The organism is Cyanobium sp. Aljojuca 7A6 (genome assembly GCF_024346455.1).
Lineage (GTDB): Bacteria > Cyanobacteriota > Cyanobacteriia > PCC-6307 > Cyanobiaceae > Cyanobium.
This window is the reverse complement of sequence record NZ_JAGQCY010000006.1, coordinates 51,839-65,866: the sequence shown is the minus strand read 5'-3', so window position 1 is coordinate 65,866 and position 14,028 is coordinate 51,839. Positions and strand designations below refer to the sequence as shown.

15 protein-coding genes are annotated in these 14,028 nt (G+C 63.5%); 7 read left to right on the top strand and 8 right to left on the bottom strand.

Annotation, left to right across the window (positions count from 1 at the left end):
• Positions 1–58 precede the first annotated feature (58 nt).
• Positions 59–1,168 (top strand): glycosyltransferase, encoded by a 1,110-nt coding sequence (locus KBY95_RS07120; protein WP_254964269.1) that lies wholly within the window; start codon positions 59–61, stop codon positions 1,166–1,168.
• On the opposite strand, the gene KBY95_RS07115 is transcribed toward KBY95_RS07120, so the two are convergent.
• Together KBY95_RS07115 and KBY95_RS07110 are read right to left on the bottom strand one after the other, a co-directional pair.
• Positions 1,165–2,304, bottom strand: a complete 1,140-nt coding sequence (locus KBY95_RS07115) for a glycosyltransferase family 4 protein (protein WP_254964268.1) — start codon at positions 2,302–2,304, stop codon at positions 1,165–1,167. The genes KBY95_RS07120 and KBY95_RS07115 overlap by 4 nt on opposite strands.
• A 71-nt stretch (positions 2,305–2,375) precedes the next feature.
• Positions 2,376–2,672: a YciI family protein gene (locus KBY95_RS07110; protein WP_254964267.1), complete on the bottom strand. Its 297-nt coding sequence runs from the start codon at positions 2,670–2,672 to the stop codon at positions 2,376–2,378.
• An 82-nt stretch (positions 2,673–2,754) separates the two neighbouring features.
• Here KBY95_RS07110 and KBY95_RS07105 point away from each other — a divergent pair, with 82 nt between their 5' ends.
• The 3 genes from KBY95_RS07105 to KBY95_RS07095 all read left to right on the top strand — a co-directional run bounded on the left by KBY95_RS07105 (position 2,755) and on the right by KBY95_RS07095 (position 5,075).
• The gene (locus KBY95_RS07105; RefSeq protein WP_254964266.1) at positions 2,755–2,919 is read left to right on the top strand and encodes a Nif11-like leader peptide family RiPP precursor; all 165 of its coding nucleotides are present in this window, start codon (positions 2,755–2,757) and stop codon (positions 2,917–2,919) included.
• Between the two features lie 97 nt (positions 2,920–3,016).
• A complete protein-coding gene (locus tag KBY95_RS07100; protein ID WP_254964265.1) occupies positions 3,017–3,907 on the top strand; it encodes a glycosyltransferase family 32 protein in 891 nt (296 codons plus the stop codon).
• A gap of 115 nt (positions 3,908–4,022) precedes the next feature.
• Positions 4,023–5,075 carry an FkbM family methyltransferase gene (locus KBY95_RS07095; RefSeq protein ID WP_254964264.1) on the top strand — a complete coding sequence of 351 codons (1,053 nt, stop codon included), beginning with the start codon at positions 4,023–4,025 and terminating at the stop codon, positions 5,073–5,075.
• Between the two features lie 286 nt (positions 5,076–5,361).
• Here the strand turns inward: KBY95_RS07095 and KBY95_RS07090 are convergent, their stop codons facing one another.
• Entirely contained in the window at positions 5,362–6,855 is a 1,494-nt protein-coding gene (locus KBY95_RS07090; RefSeq protein ID WP_254964263.1) for a carotenoid oxygenase family protein, read from the bottom strand.
• Positions 6,856–6,961: 106 nt separating this feature from the next.
• Positions 6,962–7,648, bottom strand: coding sequence for an imidazoleglycerol-phosphate dehydratase HisB (hisB, locus tag KBY95_RS07085; RefSeq protein WP_254964262.1), 687 nt, complete (start codon positions 7,646–7,648; stop codon positions 6,962–6,964).
• 94 nt (positions 7,649–7,742) lie between these two features.
• On the opposite strand from hisB, the gene KBY95_RS07080 reads away from it, so the two are divergent.
• Positions 7,743–8,345 carry a carbonic anhydrase gene (locus KBY95_RS07080; RefSeq protein WP_254964261.1) on the top strand — a complete coding sequence of 201 codons (603 nt, stop codon included), beginning with the start codon at positions 7,743–7,745 and terminating at the stop codon, positions 8,343–8,345.
• A 54-nt stretch (positions 8,346–8,399) separates the two neighbouring features.
• Here KBY95_RS07080 and fabI read toward each other — a convergent pair whose 3' ends face one another.
• Complete coding sequence (fabI, locus tag KBY95_RS07075) at positions 8,400–9,182, bottom strand: enoyl-ACP reductase FabI (protein ID WP_254964260.1); 783 nt, start codon at positions 9,180–9,182, stop codon at positions 8,400–8,402.
• 28 nt (positions 9,183–9,210) lie between these two features.
• Here fabI and KBY95_RS07070 point away from each other — a divergent pair, with 28 nt between their 5' ends.
• Positions 9,211–9,945: a 4'-phosphopantetheinyl transferase superfamily protein gene (locus tag KBY95_RS07070; protein WP_254964259.1), complete on the top strand. Its 735-nt coding sequence runs from the start codon at positions 9,211–9,213 to the stop codon at positions 9,943–9,945.
• A 4-nt stretch (positions 9,946–9,949) separates the two neighbouring features.
• Here KBY95_RS07070 and KBY95_RS07065 read toward each other — a convergent pair whose 3' ends face one another.
• Positions 9,950–10,543 (bottom strand): hypothetical protein, encoded by a 594-nt coding sequence (locus KBY95_RS07065; RefSeq protein WP_254964258.1) that lies wholly within the window; start codon positions 10,541–10,543, stop codon positions 9,950–9,952.
• A gap of 175 nt (positions 10,544–10,718) precedes the next feature.
• Here KBY95_RS07065 and KBY95_RS07060 point away from each other — a divergent pair, with 175 nt between their 5' ends.
• Positions 10,719–11,921, top strand: coding sequence for a DegT/DnrJ/EryC1/StrS aminotransferase family protein (locus KBY95_RS07060; protein ID WP_254964257.1), 1,203 nt, complete (start codon positions 10,719–10,721; stop codon positions 11,919–11,921).
• Between the two features lie 18 nt (positions 11,922–11,939).
• Here KBY95_RS07060 and KBY95_RS07055 read toward each other — a convergent pair whose 3' ends face one another.
• The gene (locus KBY95_RS07055; RefSeq protein ID WP_254964256.1) at positions 11,940–13,421 is read right to left on the bottom strand and encodes an FAD-binding domain-containing protein; all 1,482 of its coding nucleotides are present in this window, start codon (positions 13,419–13,421) and stop codon (positions 11,940–11,942) included.
• The gene (locus tag KBY95_RS07050) at positions 13,421–13,981 is read right to left on the bottom strand and encodes an NUDIX domain-containing protein (protein ID WP_254964255.1); all 561 of its coding nucleotides are present in this window, start codon (positions 13,979–13,981) and stop codon (positions 13,421–13,423) included. The genes KBY95_RS07055 and KBY95_RS07050 overlap by 1 nt, the downstream gene beginning before the upstream one ends.
• Between the last annotated feature and the right edge of the window lie 47 nt (positions 13,982–14,028).

The window sequence follows — 14,028 nt, the reverse complement described above, 5'->3', positions numbered from 1 at the left end:
TCGGACTACCCTCGCCAAGTCATGCATACAAAAATAGAACTTTCCTGAGTCGCTAGCCATGAAGGATTCAGCGGCTGCAGCCGATGCGAATGAAGCAGCGGTTGTTTTTATGCCAGACATGCGAAAGTCCAACCCTTACCAGGCAAGGCTTGCAGAGGCATTAATGAAACAGGGAATTGCAGTCGCCATCAAGAATTATCCTCCCCTTTTCGGATTGTTTTTTCGGCAGCAAAATATATACTCAAGCGCCGTCATTATCCACCTTCACTGGCTCGATGGCTTGATTGGCAGAGCCGTTTATGCTCACTCAGGGCTCAGATTCAAAACTTGGCACGCACTCGTTGCGATAGACCTTTATATCTTCAGACTGCGGGGAGGCAGACTTTTCTGGACGGTTCATAATCTAATCAGTCATGAATGTCCAAACCCTTCAAGAGAGAAGAAGATGCGGCGACTGATTGCCAGTTATGCAGAGGGAATTCATTTCCACAGCCATTCCGCTGTCCTACGAGCTGAGCAAGCCTATTCCATCCGGCTTCAAAGAAAAGCTATTGTTGCCGCCCACGCCAGCTATCATGATGATTACCCACGAGATGAGTCTCGATCAGAATCACTGGCCGTAGAGGCTGGTATCAAGCCCAATAATTTCACTTTTCTCTTTTTTGGAAACTTACGCCGATACAAAGGTCTTGAGGATCTTGTTGCTGCCTTCAGTCAACTATCAGGATCTCATTATAGGCTACTGGTCGCAGGTGCTCCATTTCCAGGCTCCTCCGTTGACTGGCTAAAAGACGCCTCAGGAAAAGATCCTCGCATTCGTTTGCGCATCGGCTACGTTTGCGACCTAGATGTCGCCGCTCTATTTACTGTCTCGGATGTTCTAGTCGCACCCTACATCGCCACTTTGTCATCGGGGGTGGTCTCCCTAGGGCTCACCTTCGGTATTCCCATGGTACTTCCGGAGGCCGCCAGGATCTATGACTTGCCAGGCGAAGCCGGTGCTGAATACTTCGCTCCAGGCCAACTCCCCGAAGCACTTGCGCGTGTGGAGAAGCGTGATCTCTCCTTGATGCAGGCATGCAACGCGAAACTTGGACAATCATTAACCTGGAAGAGCATGGCCGAAACCATCGCCATGGCCTACCAAAGGGGCCGATCAGAGCATTAACTGGATACCATATTAAGTGTTTCCATTAAAGTGTTACGCGACTGATTACGCAGTTTTGAAAGGTGCTCGGCTGCCGCTGCACCGGCTTTCTGAGCCTCTTCAGGATAGTGAAGATAAGTGATTATAGCCGCCACAAAGTCTTCGGCAGTTTCTGCCACGGACACGCCGGGAGTAAGAGCCATCCCATCCACACCAGCTGGAGTGCTGACAATCGCCCTGCCATAGGCCATGGCTTCCGCCGTCTTGATTTTCAATCCGGTTCCGGAGGGCATCGGATTGATCATGAACAGTGACAACTGATAAATCACCCGAGGTGACGGGAGAGTTCCCAAGAGCTGAACGTCCGGAGGGAACGACATCGCATCGCAAATCCCACCGGCGACCACCAACTTGCCAACGCCACCCCTGTCCTTGACGAGCGGCCACACTTCCTCAAGAAACCACTGAAGACCAACCCGATTCAATGGGTTTGATGAAGCCAAGTAGCCGACGCACGGAACGTCGCAGGGAGCGAATGGCAGAGGATCTGATGGAAGGATATGTCCAACTGTCCTCACAACACGACGTCCATAGGTAAGTCGCTCAAAATACCTGGCTTCACTCTCCTGGATGCCAAGTATAATGTCTGATCGCCTTAGTCCTCTTCGCTCATCATCCTGACTCAGCGAAATCCAGAAATCATCTGGCTGGACCTGAGCTTCACGGAGCATGTTATTCCGATTCGTGAACACGTCATGGCAGTCAAGAATCTTGAGGCATTCTGAGTCAAAGGCAGCAAAGAAAGCTGAATGAATGACATAGGACACAAGTACCCGCCTATACCCGCCGACCCTCTGGAGTCGACGTACTTCAGACAGCCATGACGGATGAAACCAGTCATCCAGAGGACTATTGAAAGTTGTGATTGCAATCTTTTGGTCTTGACAACAATTGGTACGGATCTGGCGCCACAGCAAGATCAATCGACGTCTGATCCGAGACGCCAAAGGGCGTCGGTCATCCTCAGGCCAGACGAAGTCGTGGATCCACCGATCGACCACCTTCTGCGTCTCCCGTTTCTCTTCTGCAGAAAGATCAACGCCTGCAAAATGGATCTCACAACCCAGAGAATGGAAATCTTCGAGCAACGCCGCCATACGGCTTCGGTTGCCGGCGTATGGAGGGCCGACGCCAATCCTTGAGATTACCAGGAGACGTCGATCCATCCTCAGCCCACCCCCAGATCCCCAACGGTCGCAACCCACCCCTGCAACGTCCACTCCACACAGCCACTGACGATCATCGGATCCTGGAGCACCAGTGCTTGAGCCGCCGCATGGTCGGGCGCCTCAAGCAGCAGCAGGCCGCCACCGCCTGGTTTGCCATCGCCATCCACCAGGTAGCCACTGCTGATGCGCTGTCCTCCCAGGCGGAGCTTGTCCACCCAGCACCGATGCGCCCGCAAGTGAGGAATCACCTGGTCATGGGGGAGGAGAAAGGATTCGGTTTTGATGAACCAGGCCATGGTGCGCTCATGATACGAGGCGTGACCAGTGGAGGGGCCCTGCAAGGGAGTAGGACAGAGTCATCCGTTAGCCAATGGTCCCATGTCGAAATCCCAACTCAACGCCTTCCTCACCAAGGTGGCCGCCGATCCCGCTCTCAAGGCCCGGGTGGACGCGGCGGCTGATGCCGATGCCGTGGTGGCCATTGCCCTGGCCGAGGGGCACCTTTTCTCCCCCGCCACCTTCACCCGCTTTTCCCGCGGCTGAAGCCAGCTTGCGGCCTGCCGATCAGGGGCAAACCCCTTAGGGTTTCCAGGTGTTCCTGATGTGCCGGGGACGTTGAACGATGCAGATGCGGACTGGGATGAATCAGGCCAGTGAATGGCTGCTGGCAACGTCGTCCCTCCAATCCCATCCACCGGCCTCCCTGGGCATTCCCAGAATCATCCACCAGACGTTCAGCGCCAGAAGCCGTCTGCCGATCGTCCTGGCGGATAACTGCTGCGCCATAGAAGCACTCAATCCTGACTTTGCCTATCGCTTCTACGAAGACAGCGATTGCGAAGACTTCATTGCGGAGATATACGGGAAAGCGATCCTCGCCAGGTATAACCGCATTGATCCCAGTTTCGGCGCCGCCCGAGCCGATCTGTTTCGCTATCTTTGCCTCTATCACTACGGTGGCGTTTATCTAGATATCAAGACCAGGCTGACATTGCCTCTATCCAGCATCTTGCGTGACGATGATGCCTTCCTGCTGAGCCAATGGGATCATTCTCCAGGCAGTCAGTATGCCGGCTGGGGAACCCACTGGCGACTCAAAGGCATTGCCGGAGGTGAATACCAGCAGTGGTACATCATCGCGTCACGAGGACATCCATATCTGGCTGCGGTGATCGCCAACGTGATCAAGAACATCGATTCCTTCAATCCCTTTTCTTTCCTACATCCATGGGATGCAGTCGTCCGCACAACTGGTCCCGTTGCCTACACGCTAGCCATCCATCCCATCAAGGAACTTCATTCCCATCGATTGATTAGCAACATTGCCGATTTGGGATTGGGTTACAGCATCTTCGAGAAAACCGAGAATCCCAACGCACACCGTACACTCTACCGTGATTATCGAAGATCCCAAACTCCACTGGTCATGCCGGAGTTTCCCCAGTCTTTGCTGTTCTTCCCTCTCGCGTGGTTGCGGAAGCTGGCACGGCAATTCATCGGGTCTCTGCGTCAGCTGATGAATACCAGATGATGCAGGAAAATCACCTGCAAGCTCTTTTTCACATCAACGCAAATTACACTCAGCGAGAAGAGAGCGTTGAGCCAAATATCTCAACCAATGACTCAATCTCTCTCAGCTTAAGTGATTGCAGCCTAACGTCAGCGACAATCCAGATCAAGCAACCACCTTAGGATCAGCTTACAATCTGACTGCCACCATCCTTATCACGTCTGTGGAAGCGAAACTTCAAAATCGTCTACGCCAAATCAAGGCCCAAACCCTATGGCCGGTCGCGCGCAGAAGCATAAAGGCAATGGCCAGCAACCGCTGGCCAAGAAGCCTATTGAACCAAATCTACAATCACCTTAGTCGGAATCAAAAAGTCAGTTTATATGAGCATTTCGCCAAGGTATTCCGAACTGGGCGATCCTTTCAGACCGACGGGAGCTGGCGTCTAGATATTGAGGATTCTCAACTCGTCCTTCCTCTAGAAAAAGGAAGCTACTGGCTCCACTGGGATTTGAATCTAGCCTTCCTTGGCCATGACATCGAAGTCAAGGACACCTACTTTAATCTGCTGAAGTCGGATGACTGCAAACCAGATATCTTCCTTGATGTCGGAGCGAACTATGGAACTCACTCGCTATTGATGCTAGCGCTTGGCGTCAAAGATACGTTTACCTTTGAGCCCAACCGCAGCTGTCACCGGTATTTTCTGGATGTCTGTAAGCGCAATAGTCTCAAGCCCAATCTTATCCCCGTAGCGGTGGGCGATCGGGATGAACCGATCACACTCACCTACCCTCCGACGCAGCCCTGGCTGGGAGTGACCAACCCTGATCAAAGAATCAAACTCGGCTCTGGCGAACAACTAGTGTCGGAGGATGTAGACCAAATACAGCTGGATGACTGGATCCAGACAATGAGGCAAGGCAAGATTCTGATAAAGATTGACACCGAGGGACACGAGATATGCGTGTTGCGTGGCATGCAGAGAATGCTCGTAGAGCGCAAGCCATGGATTATATTCGAATCGCACAAAGATACCAAGAGAGCAGATATTTTCAGCCTGCTCACGAATTCATTCATGGGCATCCACAATCTACCCCTGGATCCTCACACCGCCTCAAATCCGCTAAGCCTTGAGAGGTTTCTGTCAGCCAGTGCGACCAACTTCATAGCCCGTCCCTTGACCTGACCCACATGAATCCGCCAAAAGGCTGCTGACATAACGGACGATCCTGGTCCCGCAACGCAGTATTGGTCTGGGCTCGCCATGGACAGCGCCATCGACAGGCATGTTGACCAACGCGAGCGGTGCTTCCTGATGTCAGTGCCGGCGTCCCGGAGCCAGATCTCCGTTGATCACCCCGCTCAGCCCGGTTTGAGGTGGAGCTGGATGAGAACAGGGGGCCGCTCCTCTGGTGCAGACAGCGCATCCTCTCAATTCCGTTGGGCCTTGCTCTCGCGGCTGGAAGGGTTGTTCAGCAGCCACTCAGGGCCGCCACCCAACTGCCGTGCAGGCCGTGGGGAATCGACAGGGGCAACTCCACCAACGCCTGCTCCTCCATGGAGGCGGCATCCAGCACCACCAGATCGCTGGCGCTGCGGGCCCCGTTCCAGAACAGGCCGAGAACCCAACCGTCATCCTCAGCCGTCGCGCCGGGACGCGGCACCATGATCGGCTCACTGACGAATCCCCGCGGCGCGGCGCTCCAGACCTGCGTTTCGCCACTGTGGAGATCCAGCTTCATCAGGGCCTGGAGCGGATCGTTGCCCTGTTCCCGCTCGGCTACTGCCATCCAGGCGTAGCGGCTCTCGAGCCCCACCCGGGCCGGGGGCACCATGGCAAATTCGCAGGTGCGCTCGCTCAGCCGGGTGGCTGTGACCGTGCCGCTGGCCAGATCGAGACGGCAGCGCTCCAGCAGGCCGGCCGGAATGCGATCGAAATCCACTTCCTTGTAGTCCTGATCGGGACCAATGGACGGGAAATCGGCGTAATAGATGCTGTCGATCACTACGGCATCGCCGTCTTCCCAGGCGTTGAGGTGATGAAACACGAAACCCTCTGGGGCTTCCAGCAGCCGCGGCTCCTGGCCAGCGAAAGCCCCGTCCTGGCGAGGAATCAACCAGAACTGGCCCCGGGCGCCGGGGCGGGATTTGAGGCACTGGGCGGCTCCTTTGCGGCCGAGCACGAAGGGGAGTGGATTGAAATCAATCGCGTTCTGCAGGAACACCGCCCAGTTGGGGGTGATGGCGAAATCGTGCAGAAACGCAAATCCAGGGAAGCTGTGGCTGGAGTCGGCCAGAAGGGTGCCCGCCTCAGAACCCTCGGCGGCAAACTCCATCAGCCGCACCGTGCTGCGGGGACCGGCCTTCACCCCGAAGGTGACCATCCGGGACGCTCCATGGTGGCCGGGATCGAAGCGGGGATGGGCGCTGAAGGCCTCACCTGGCTTGAGGACTCCATCCAGCAGGCTCAATCCCCGCGTTTCGAGGCTGAGCGGATCCAGGGCATGGGGGGAGCTGGCTTCCCAGAGGGCGAGGAGCTGGTCGCCAAGCCGCACCACATGGGTGTTGGCGATGTTCTTGAGCCGCAGGTCAAAGGCATTGGCGAGGGCCCCACCCGGCTTGGGTGTGCCGAACACGCCGCGGTACAGGTAGGCGCCGGCCTTCTCCTCCTCCAGCCAGGCCTCAGTGCGCACGAAGCGGTTGCTGAGCTGGGCGCCGCCGGCGTCGAACCGCAGGGCGGTGATCATCCCGTCGCCGTCGAAAGGATGATGAACCCAGTGGCCGCCGCGCTCGAGACGGCCGGGTCCATTGCGGTAGAGGGTGCCGTTCAGATCGGCAGGGATCTCGCCCCGGGTGGCCACCAGAGAGACATCAGTGAGCTCCTCGCTGACATTGCGGAAGGAGCTGGCCCAGTCGGAGCGCTCGTAGGCAGGCGAGGCCGCGGCAGCAGGAGAAGCAACGGTCATCGGAACAGCCCACGGGAGGTACAGCGCCAGGCGCGTCTTCCATTATCAGGTAACGGAGTGTGAAGCCGTGGGCGGGCGAGGCTGGGGAACCGCACACGGGGGGCCATCAGCCGCCCAGGTTGCTCCAAGCCTGCCCGGCGCGCTCCAGCACCCCCTTGCTGCTGGGCACGGCACCGCTGCGGCGGGGGTCGATCTCCACCGCCTGATCGAGGGCCCGAGAGAACGCCTTGAAGCAGGCCTCAACGATGTGGTGGGAATTCACCCCCGCCAGCTGGCGGATGTGGAGGGTGAGGCCGGCGTTATTGACCACCGCCACGAAGAACTCCCGCACCAGTTCGGTGTCGTAGGTGCCGATGCGCTGGGCGGGGATGGCCAGGTCGTAGCTGAGGTGGGGCCTGCCGGAGCAGTCCAGGGCCACCTGCACCAGGGCCTCATCCAAGGGCGCCAGGAAATGGCCGAAACGCCGGATGCCGCGCCGGTCCGCCAGGGCCTGGGCCATGGCCTGCCCCACGGCGATGCCCACGTCCTCATTGGTGTGGTGGTCGTCGATGTGGGTGTCGCCCCTGGCGGTGATCTCCAGATCCAGCAGGCCATGGCTGGCGAGCTGGTGGAGCATGTGGTCGAGGAAGGGGACGCCGGTGGCCACCTGGCAGCGGCCGGTGCCATCGAGATTGAGGGCCACGTGCACATCCGTCTCGCCGGTGACGCGATGGATCTCGCCGATGCGCGCAGGGTCGGTTCGCGAAGAGCTGATGGTCACGCGGGCGAAGACAACAGGCCAGATCTGAATCATGCCAAACCTGCCGCTGCCACGCCCTGACGGCCGGAAACGCACATGGTGTGCGGCGCTACGGCACGGGACCGCCGGGGATGGTGGGGTGTGCCGTATGCCGACATGTCCGGGTGCCATCCTCGACCAGCTGCGCGCCGGGCACCAGCGCTTTCTTGATGGTCACGCGCTCCACCCCCACAGCGATCGCCTGCGGATGCTGGAGGTGGAGACTGGCCAGAACCCCGTGGCGGCCGTGCTGGGCTGCGCCGATTCGCGGGTGCCGGTGGAGCTGCTGTTCGACACGGGCTTCGGCGATCTGTTCGTGGTACGCAACGCCGGCACCATGAGCACCGTGGCCGCGATCGCCTCGCTCGAATACGCCGTGAGCTATCTGGAGGTGCCGGTGATCGTGGTCCTCGGCCATGCCGCCTGCGGCGCGGTGGCCGCGGCCTTCGACCGGGAGCTCAGCCTGACGCCGAGCCTGGCCCAGGTGGTGGGCCAGCTGCGTATGGAGCTGTTCAGCCTCGGCGGCGAACACAACCTGGAGGAAGCCTGCCGCCACCACACCCTCAATGCAGCCCGCAATCTTGTCGATTCCAGCGTCATGCTGACTGACAGGCTGAGGTCCGGCCGCCTGCAGGTGGAGGCGGCGTACTACAACCTGCACACCACCAGCATCGAGTGGATGGGCGCGGTGATGCCGATGCGGCAGGGGTGAGCGGAATGGACCGAAACAACAGATGTTTGCTCTTCGTCTTCAGAAGTGGAGGGGTCACATCCCCGTGATGCAATACCCCGCATCCACATAGATCACCTGGCCGGTGATGCCGCTGGCCAGGGGGCTGGCCAGGAAGGCGGCGGTGGCCCCCACCTCGTCCTGGGTGACGGTGCGGCGCAGGGGGGCCTTGGCTTCAACGTTGTGGATCATGTCGAGGATGCCGCCGATCGCCGAGCTGGCCAGGGTGCGGATCGGGCCGGCGCTGATGGCATTCACCCGCACCTGCTGCTCGGGGCCCAGCTCAGCCGCCAGATAGCGCACCGAAGCCTCCAGGGCCGCCTTTGCCACGCCCATGACGTTGTAATTGGGGATGGCCCGCTCCGCCCCCAGGTAGCTCAGCGTGATCACGCTGGCCCCTGGGCTGAACAGGGGCTTGGCGTGCCGGCACAACGGCGCCAGGGAATAGGCGCTCACCTCCAGCGCCCGGGCGAAGCCCTCCTGGCTGATGGCGCTGAAATCGCCCACCAGCTCCTCCTTGCCGGCGAAGGCCAGGCAATGGATCAGCACATCCAGCGAGCCCCACTGCTGGGAGACGCGCTGAAACAGGGCCTCAATCTGGGCCGGGTTCTGCACGTCGAGAGGCTCGAACAGCGTGGGGTTGAGGGGGGCGGTGAGCTCCCGCACCTTGCCTTCGAAGCGGCCCCGATCATCAGGCAGGTAGGTGATGCCCAGCTCGCAACCGGCCGCCGCCAGCTGCTGGGCGATGCCCCAGGCAATCGAGCGGTTGTTGGCGATGCCGGTGACGAGGGCCTTCTTGCCGCGCAGATCAAGGAGCATGGGGGACAGGGCGCCGGAGGGCGAAAGGGTGCAGTCCGGCGATTCTCCCGTACGCGCGGCGATCCCTCCCCTGGCCTGGCCTGCCCCCGGCGGCGACCTGGTGCTGCCGCCCTGGCCGTGGCCCGAGCCGGACGATCCTCCCCTGCTGCTGCTGCTGGATCGACGCCAGCCGCAGGTGCAGGCACTGATGGCGCCCCTGGGGGATCTGCTGGATCCGGGCGAACGGCAACGCCTGCGCCGGCTGCGGCGCCAGGAAGATGGCGAGCGGTTCCTGCTCGGTCGGGGGGCGCTGCGGCTGATCCTGGGAGGCTGGCTGGGGTGCGATCCCGCCGGCCTGGTGCTGGGGGTGGGGCCCCATGGCAAACCGGAGCTTCTCCTACGGGAGGCCGCAGGACCGGGGAGCGGGGGGATCCGCCCTCAGTTCAACGTCTCCCATTCGGGGGATCTGATCCTGCTGGGGTTTCACCCCGAGCGGCCGGTAGGGGTCGATGTGGAGCAGCGACGGCCGCTGCCGGAGTGGGAGGGCATCGCCGGCCGCTTTTTGTCACCGGAGGAATCGGAACGGATCCGGGCTCTGCCCATGGAGCGGCGCAGTGACGCCTTCCTGACGGCCTGGTGCCGGCTTGAGGCGGGCCTCAAGGCCAGGGGGCTGGGTCTGTTCGGCGGTGCCACATCGGGCTCTGGAGCCAGGGAGGATCCGGATCCGGACCACTGGCCCTTGGTGCTGCCGGAGGGGTATGTCGGCGGCGCAGCCCTGGCCTGAAGCGTCAGGAGCCTCCGGGCTGGGACTCCTCCGGTTCCTCCAGGTCGTCGGGGGTGAGGGGCTGGCCCAGCAGCCGCTTTTCGGCCCGCCGGATCGCCCGCGGGTCACTGAGCAGCTCGGGCTCCTCCAGCAGGGGCAGCACCGGCGGCCGGTGCTCCGCCGCAGTGCGGGGCGGCGGCTCCCAGACAAAGACACTGTCGGGGGCCCGCTGGCGGCAGAGGCCCTCCGCCTGGCGCCGCAGGGCCAGCCGCACCGGCCCCCGCTCCTGGGCCAGGAAGAACTCCTCCCGCGGGGCCAGCCCGAAGCTGGTGGGCTCCGGCCCGTTGCCGCCCTGGAGCCGGGCGGCATCGGGAAGCCAGCGTGGCCGGCAGACGCCGGGACGGCTGGTGTCGGTTTCGATCCAGATGTGCAGGCCCTTGCCGCCGGGCCGCGTCACCACGGCCAGCCCGTCGTGGGGCTGGTGTCGCGGCAGCGGGTACACCCGGCCACTCGGGCGCTGCTCGGCCGGCACGCAGCCGGCCAGCAGGATCACCATCAGAGGCAACCCCAGCAGGGGGCTTCCCAACGGACCGCGGGCCAGCGGGCAGAGGGGCGGCACAGGGGAGACAACGCGATCACGGCGATGATCCTTGCCCGGCCTCCCCATCCGCTCTGCAGCAAGGACGGCAGATCCATGGTCCTCACCACCTCCACCCTGCTGCCCCTGGGCACGGCAGCGGAACCAGGCTCGGACAGGAAGCATCGGTCGGATCCGCAGGCTTAATGTTGCCGCCATGCAAGTGCCCCCCTTCAGTCTCAGCGCGCAACTGCACCAGCTCGGAGACGCGCTCGATCACGCCGTCCTCCAGGTCTTGCGCAGCGGCCAGTACATCGGGGGGACCACCATCAGCGGCTTCGAGGCCGCCTTCGCCGACGCCTGCGACGTCCCGCACGCCATCGGCTGCAACAGCGGCACCGATGCCCTCGTGCTGGCCCTGCGGGCCCTGGGCCTCGGGCCCGGTGACGAGGTGATCACCAGTTCGTTCAGCTTCTTCGCCACCGCCGAAGCGATCAGCGCCGTGGGCGCCACGCCGGTGTTCGTGGACGTGGATCCGGACACCTACCTGATCGATCCGGACGCGATCGGGGCCGCCATCACCCCCGCCACCCGCGCCCTGATGCCGGTGCACCTGTTCGGCCGGCCGGTGGACATGGAGCGGATCATGGCCATCGCTGCCGCCCATGATCTGCGGGTGATCGAGGACTGCGCCCAGGCCAGCGGCGCCAGCTGGGCCGGGCGGCCGGTGGGCAGCTGGGGCGACGCCGGCTGCTTCAGTTTCTTCCCCACCAAGAACCTCGGGGCGGCCGGCGACGGCGGCATGGTGGTCTGCCGCGACCCGGCGCTGGCCCAGCGGATCCGGGAGCTGGCGGTGCACGGCATGCCCCGCCGCTACCTGCACACCGACCTCGGTTACAACAGCCGCCTCGATGCCATGCAGGCCGCCGTCCTGATGGTGAAGCTGCCGCACCTGGCCAGTTGGGTGGAACGGCGGCGGGCCATCGCCGAGCGCTACCAGCGGGAACTGGCCGGACTGCCGGGCCTGCTGCCCGCGGCCCCCGGCCCGGACGGCCACAGCTGGAACCAGTTCGTGGTGCGGGTGCCCCACTGCCCGGCGGCCACCATCGCCTGCGGCGGACGTTGCACCCCCGCCGCCGACAGCGCCAGCTACGGCCTGCCAGAGGCCTGCTGCCGCGACTGGCTCAAGCAGCAGCTGCAGGAGGCGGGCGTCACGACGATCATCTACTACCCGATTCCCATTCACCGGCAGCCGGCCTACGCCTCCCTCGGCTACGCCCCCGGCAGCCTGCCGATCACCGAACGACTCTGCGCTGAAGTGCTCAGCCTGCCGATCTTCCCCGAACTCAGTGTCGAGCAACAGGACAGCGTCATCGCCGCGGTGCGCCGCCTGGTGGGGGCCACGGCGGTGGTCGCCTGAAGCCTGACCCAGGCCCCCCTAGCCCCTGGGCAGGGCGGCGTGCAGGGCTTTGAAGCGGGCCTGCTGCACCTTATGGCTGACAATCGGCGCGGGATACCCACGCCGTTCCAACGGCGCGATCTCGCCGCTGAGCAGGTCGGCGGTGGCGACATGGGCCAATTCAGGCAGCCAGCGGCGGATGTAGGTGGCCTCGGGATCGAACTTGCTCGCCTGCGTGAAGGGGTTGAAGATGCGCAGGGGCTTGGGATCCATGCCGCTGCTGGCGCTCCACTGCCAGCCGCCGTTGTTGGCCGCCAGGTCGCCATCCACCAGCCGTTCCATGAAGGCGCGCTCGCCCCAGCGCCAATCCACGATCAGATCCTTGACCAGGAAGGACGCCACCACCATGCGGCAGCGGTTGTGCATCCAGCCGCTCTCGTTCAACTGGCGCATGGCGGCATCAATGATCGGCAGCCCGGTCAGCCCTTGGCACCAGGCCTGGAAGCGCGCCGGATCGTTCTCCCAGGGGAAGTGGCGCCACTGCGGCCTGTAGGGGCCGTCGGCCAGCTCAGGGAAATGGAACAGGGCCTGCTGGTAGAACTCGCGCCAGGCCAGCTCCTGTTCCCAGACGCCGATGGACGTCAGGGCCTCTTCGCTGCGGGCGAGGGCCCGGGCCCCCTGGGCGGCGGCCCAGGCCTGGCGGGGGCTGAGGCTGCCGAAACTGAGGGCGGCGGACAACCCGGAGGTGCCGGCCTCACCCGGCCTGTTGCGACCCGGCTCGTAGGCGGCCATGGGGCCGCCGTTCACCCCGCCATCGGCAAAGGCCTGAAGCTGGGCCAGGGCGGCCGCTTCGCCAGGGCGGCAGGGGCAGAGATCGACGCCAGCGAAGCTGTACCCCAGCGCTTCGGCCGTGGGCGGCGCCTCCAGCCTGGGCAGGGCGGCCCAAAGAGCGGCCCGTTCCGCCGGCAAGGCCGCGGGATCGAGATCCAGTAAGCCGGCAGGAGCGGCCACCGGCTCCAGGCTTTCGGCTCGCCCCTGCACCTGGCCACGCCAGTTGCGCAGGAACGGCCCATAGACCCGGTAGGGCTCGCCGGCTCCGGTGCTGATCGCCTCCGGGGCCACCAGCAACTGGTCCCAGTCCACCAGCACCCGGGTGCCCTGGCCCTGCAAGGCGGCCGCCACCTGCCGGTCGCGCTCCCGGCCGTAGGGCTCCACCTCGCGGTTCCAGGTCACCACGCTGGCGTCCACGGCCCTGGCGGCCAAAGGGATCAGGTCGGCCGGCCTGCCCTTCAGGATCAACAGGCGGCTGCCGGCCGCCTGCCAGCGATCCGCCAGTTCCCGCAGGCTCTCGCACAGAAACCAGACCCGGGCCGGCGCCATCAGCGGGCCGGCAAGACCCGCCGGATCGAGCACGAACACGCCCGTGACCGCCGGTGTGGCCGCCGCAGCCGCCGCCAGACCCAGGTTGTCGGCCAGGCGCAGGTCGCGGCGATGCCAGAACAGCCAGCGCTCCGGGGCCATCAGAGTCCCAGCAGCTGACGGGCGCGGTACCAGGCGGTCACGGTTTTGCCGTCCAGAGCCTCATCACCGCCGGCCAGGAGCGCATCCAGCTGGGCCGGCTCCAGCAGCAGCACCTCCATGTCCTCGTCGTCGTCGCCGGGGGGGCGGTCCTGCAGCAGGGTGAGGTCGCGGGCCAGGAAGAGGTGGATCACCTCGTCGGAGTAGCCAGGGCAGGGGTGCATGGCCCCCAGGGCATCCCAGCGGCTGGCGCTGTAGCCGGTCTCCTCCTCCAGCTCCCGTCGCATCGACCCCAGGGGCTCCTCCCCCTCCTCCAGGGTTCCGGCCGGAAACTCCAGCAAGCGGCCGGCCACGGCGAAGCGGTACTGGCGCAGGATCACCACCCGGCCGTCCTCGAGCACCGGCACCGCCAGGGAGGCGCCCGGATGGCGGATCACGCCGTAGGTGCCCTCGATGCCGATCGGCAGCACCACCCGGTTGAGCTCGAAACGCACCTTGCGGGCCTGCAGGGCGGCGGTGGTTTCCAGGTGCGTGCAGGGCTCGGGGGGCGGCAGGGGAGCCATGGGGCAGGCCGTTGGGGCCCCCAGTGTGACGGGCAGGGGCCAAGGGT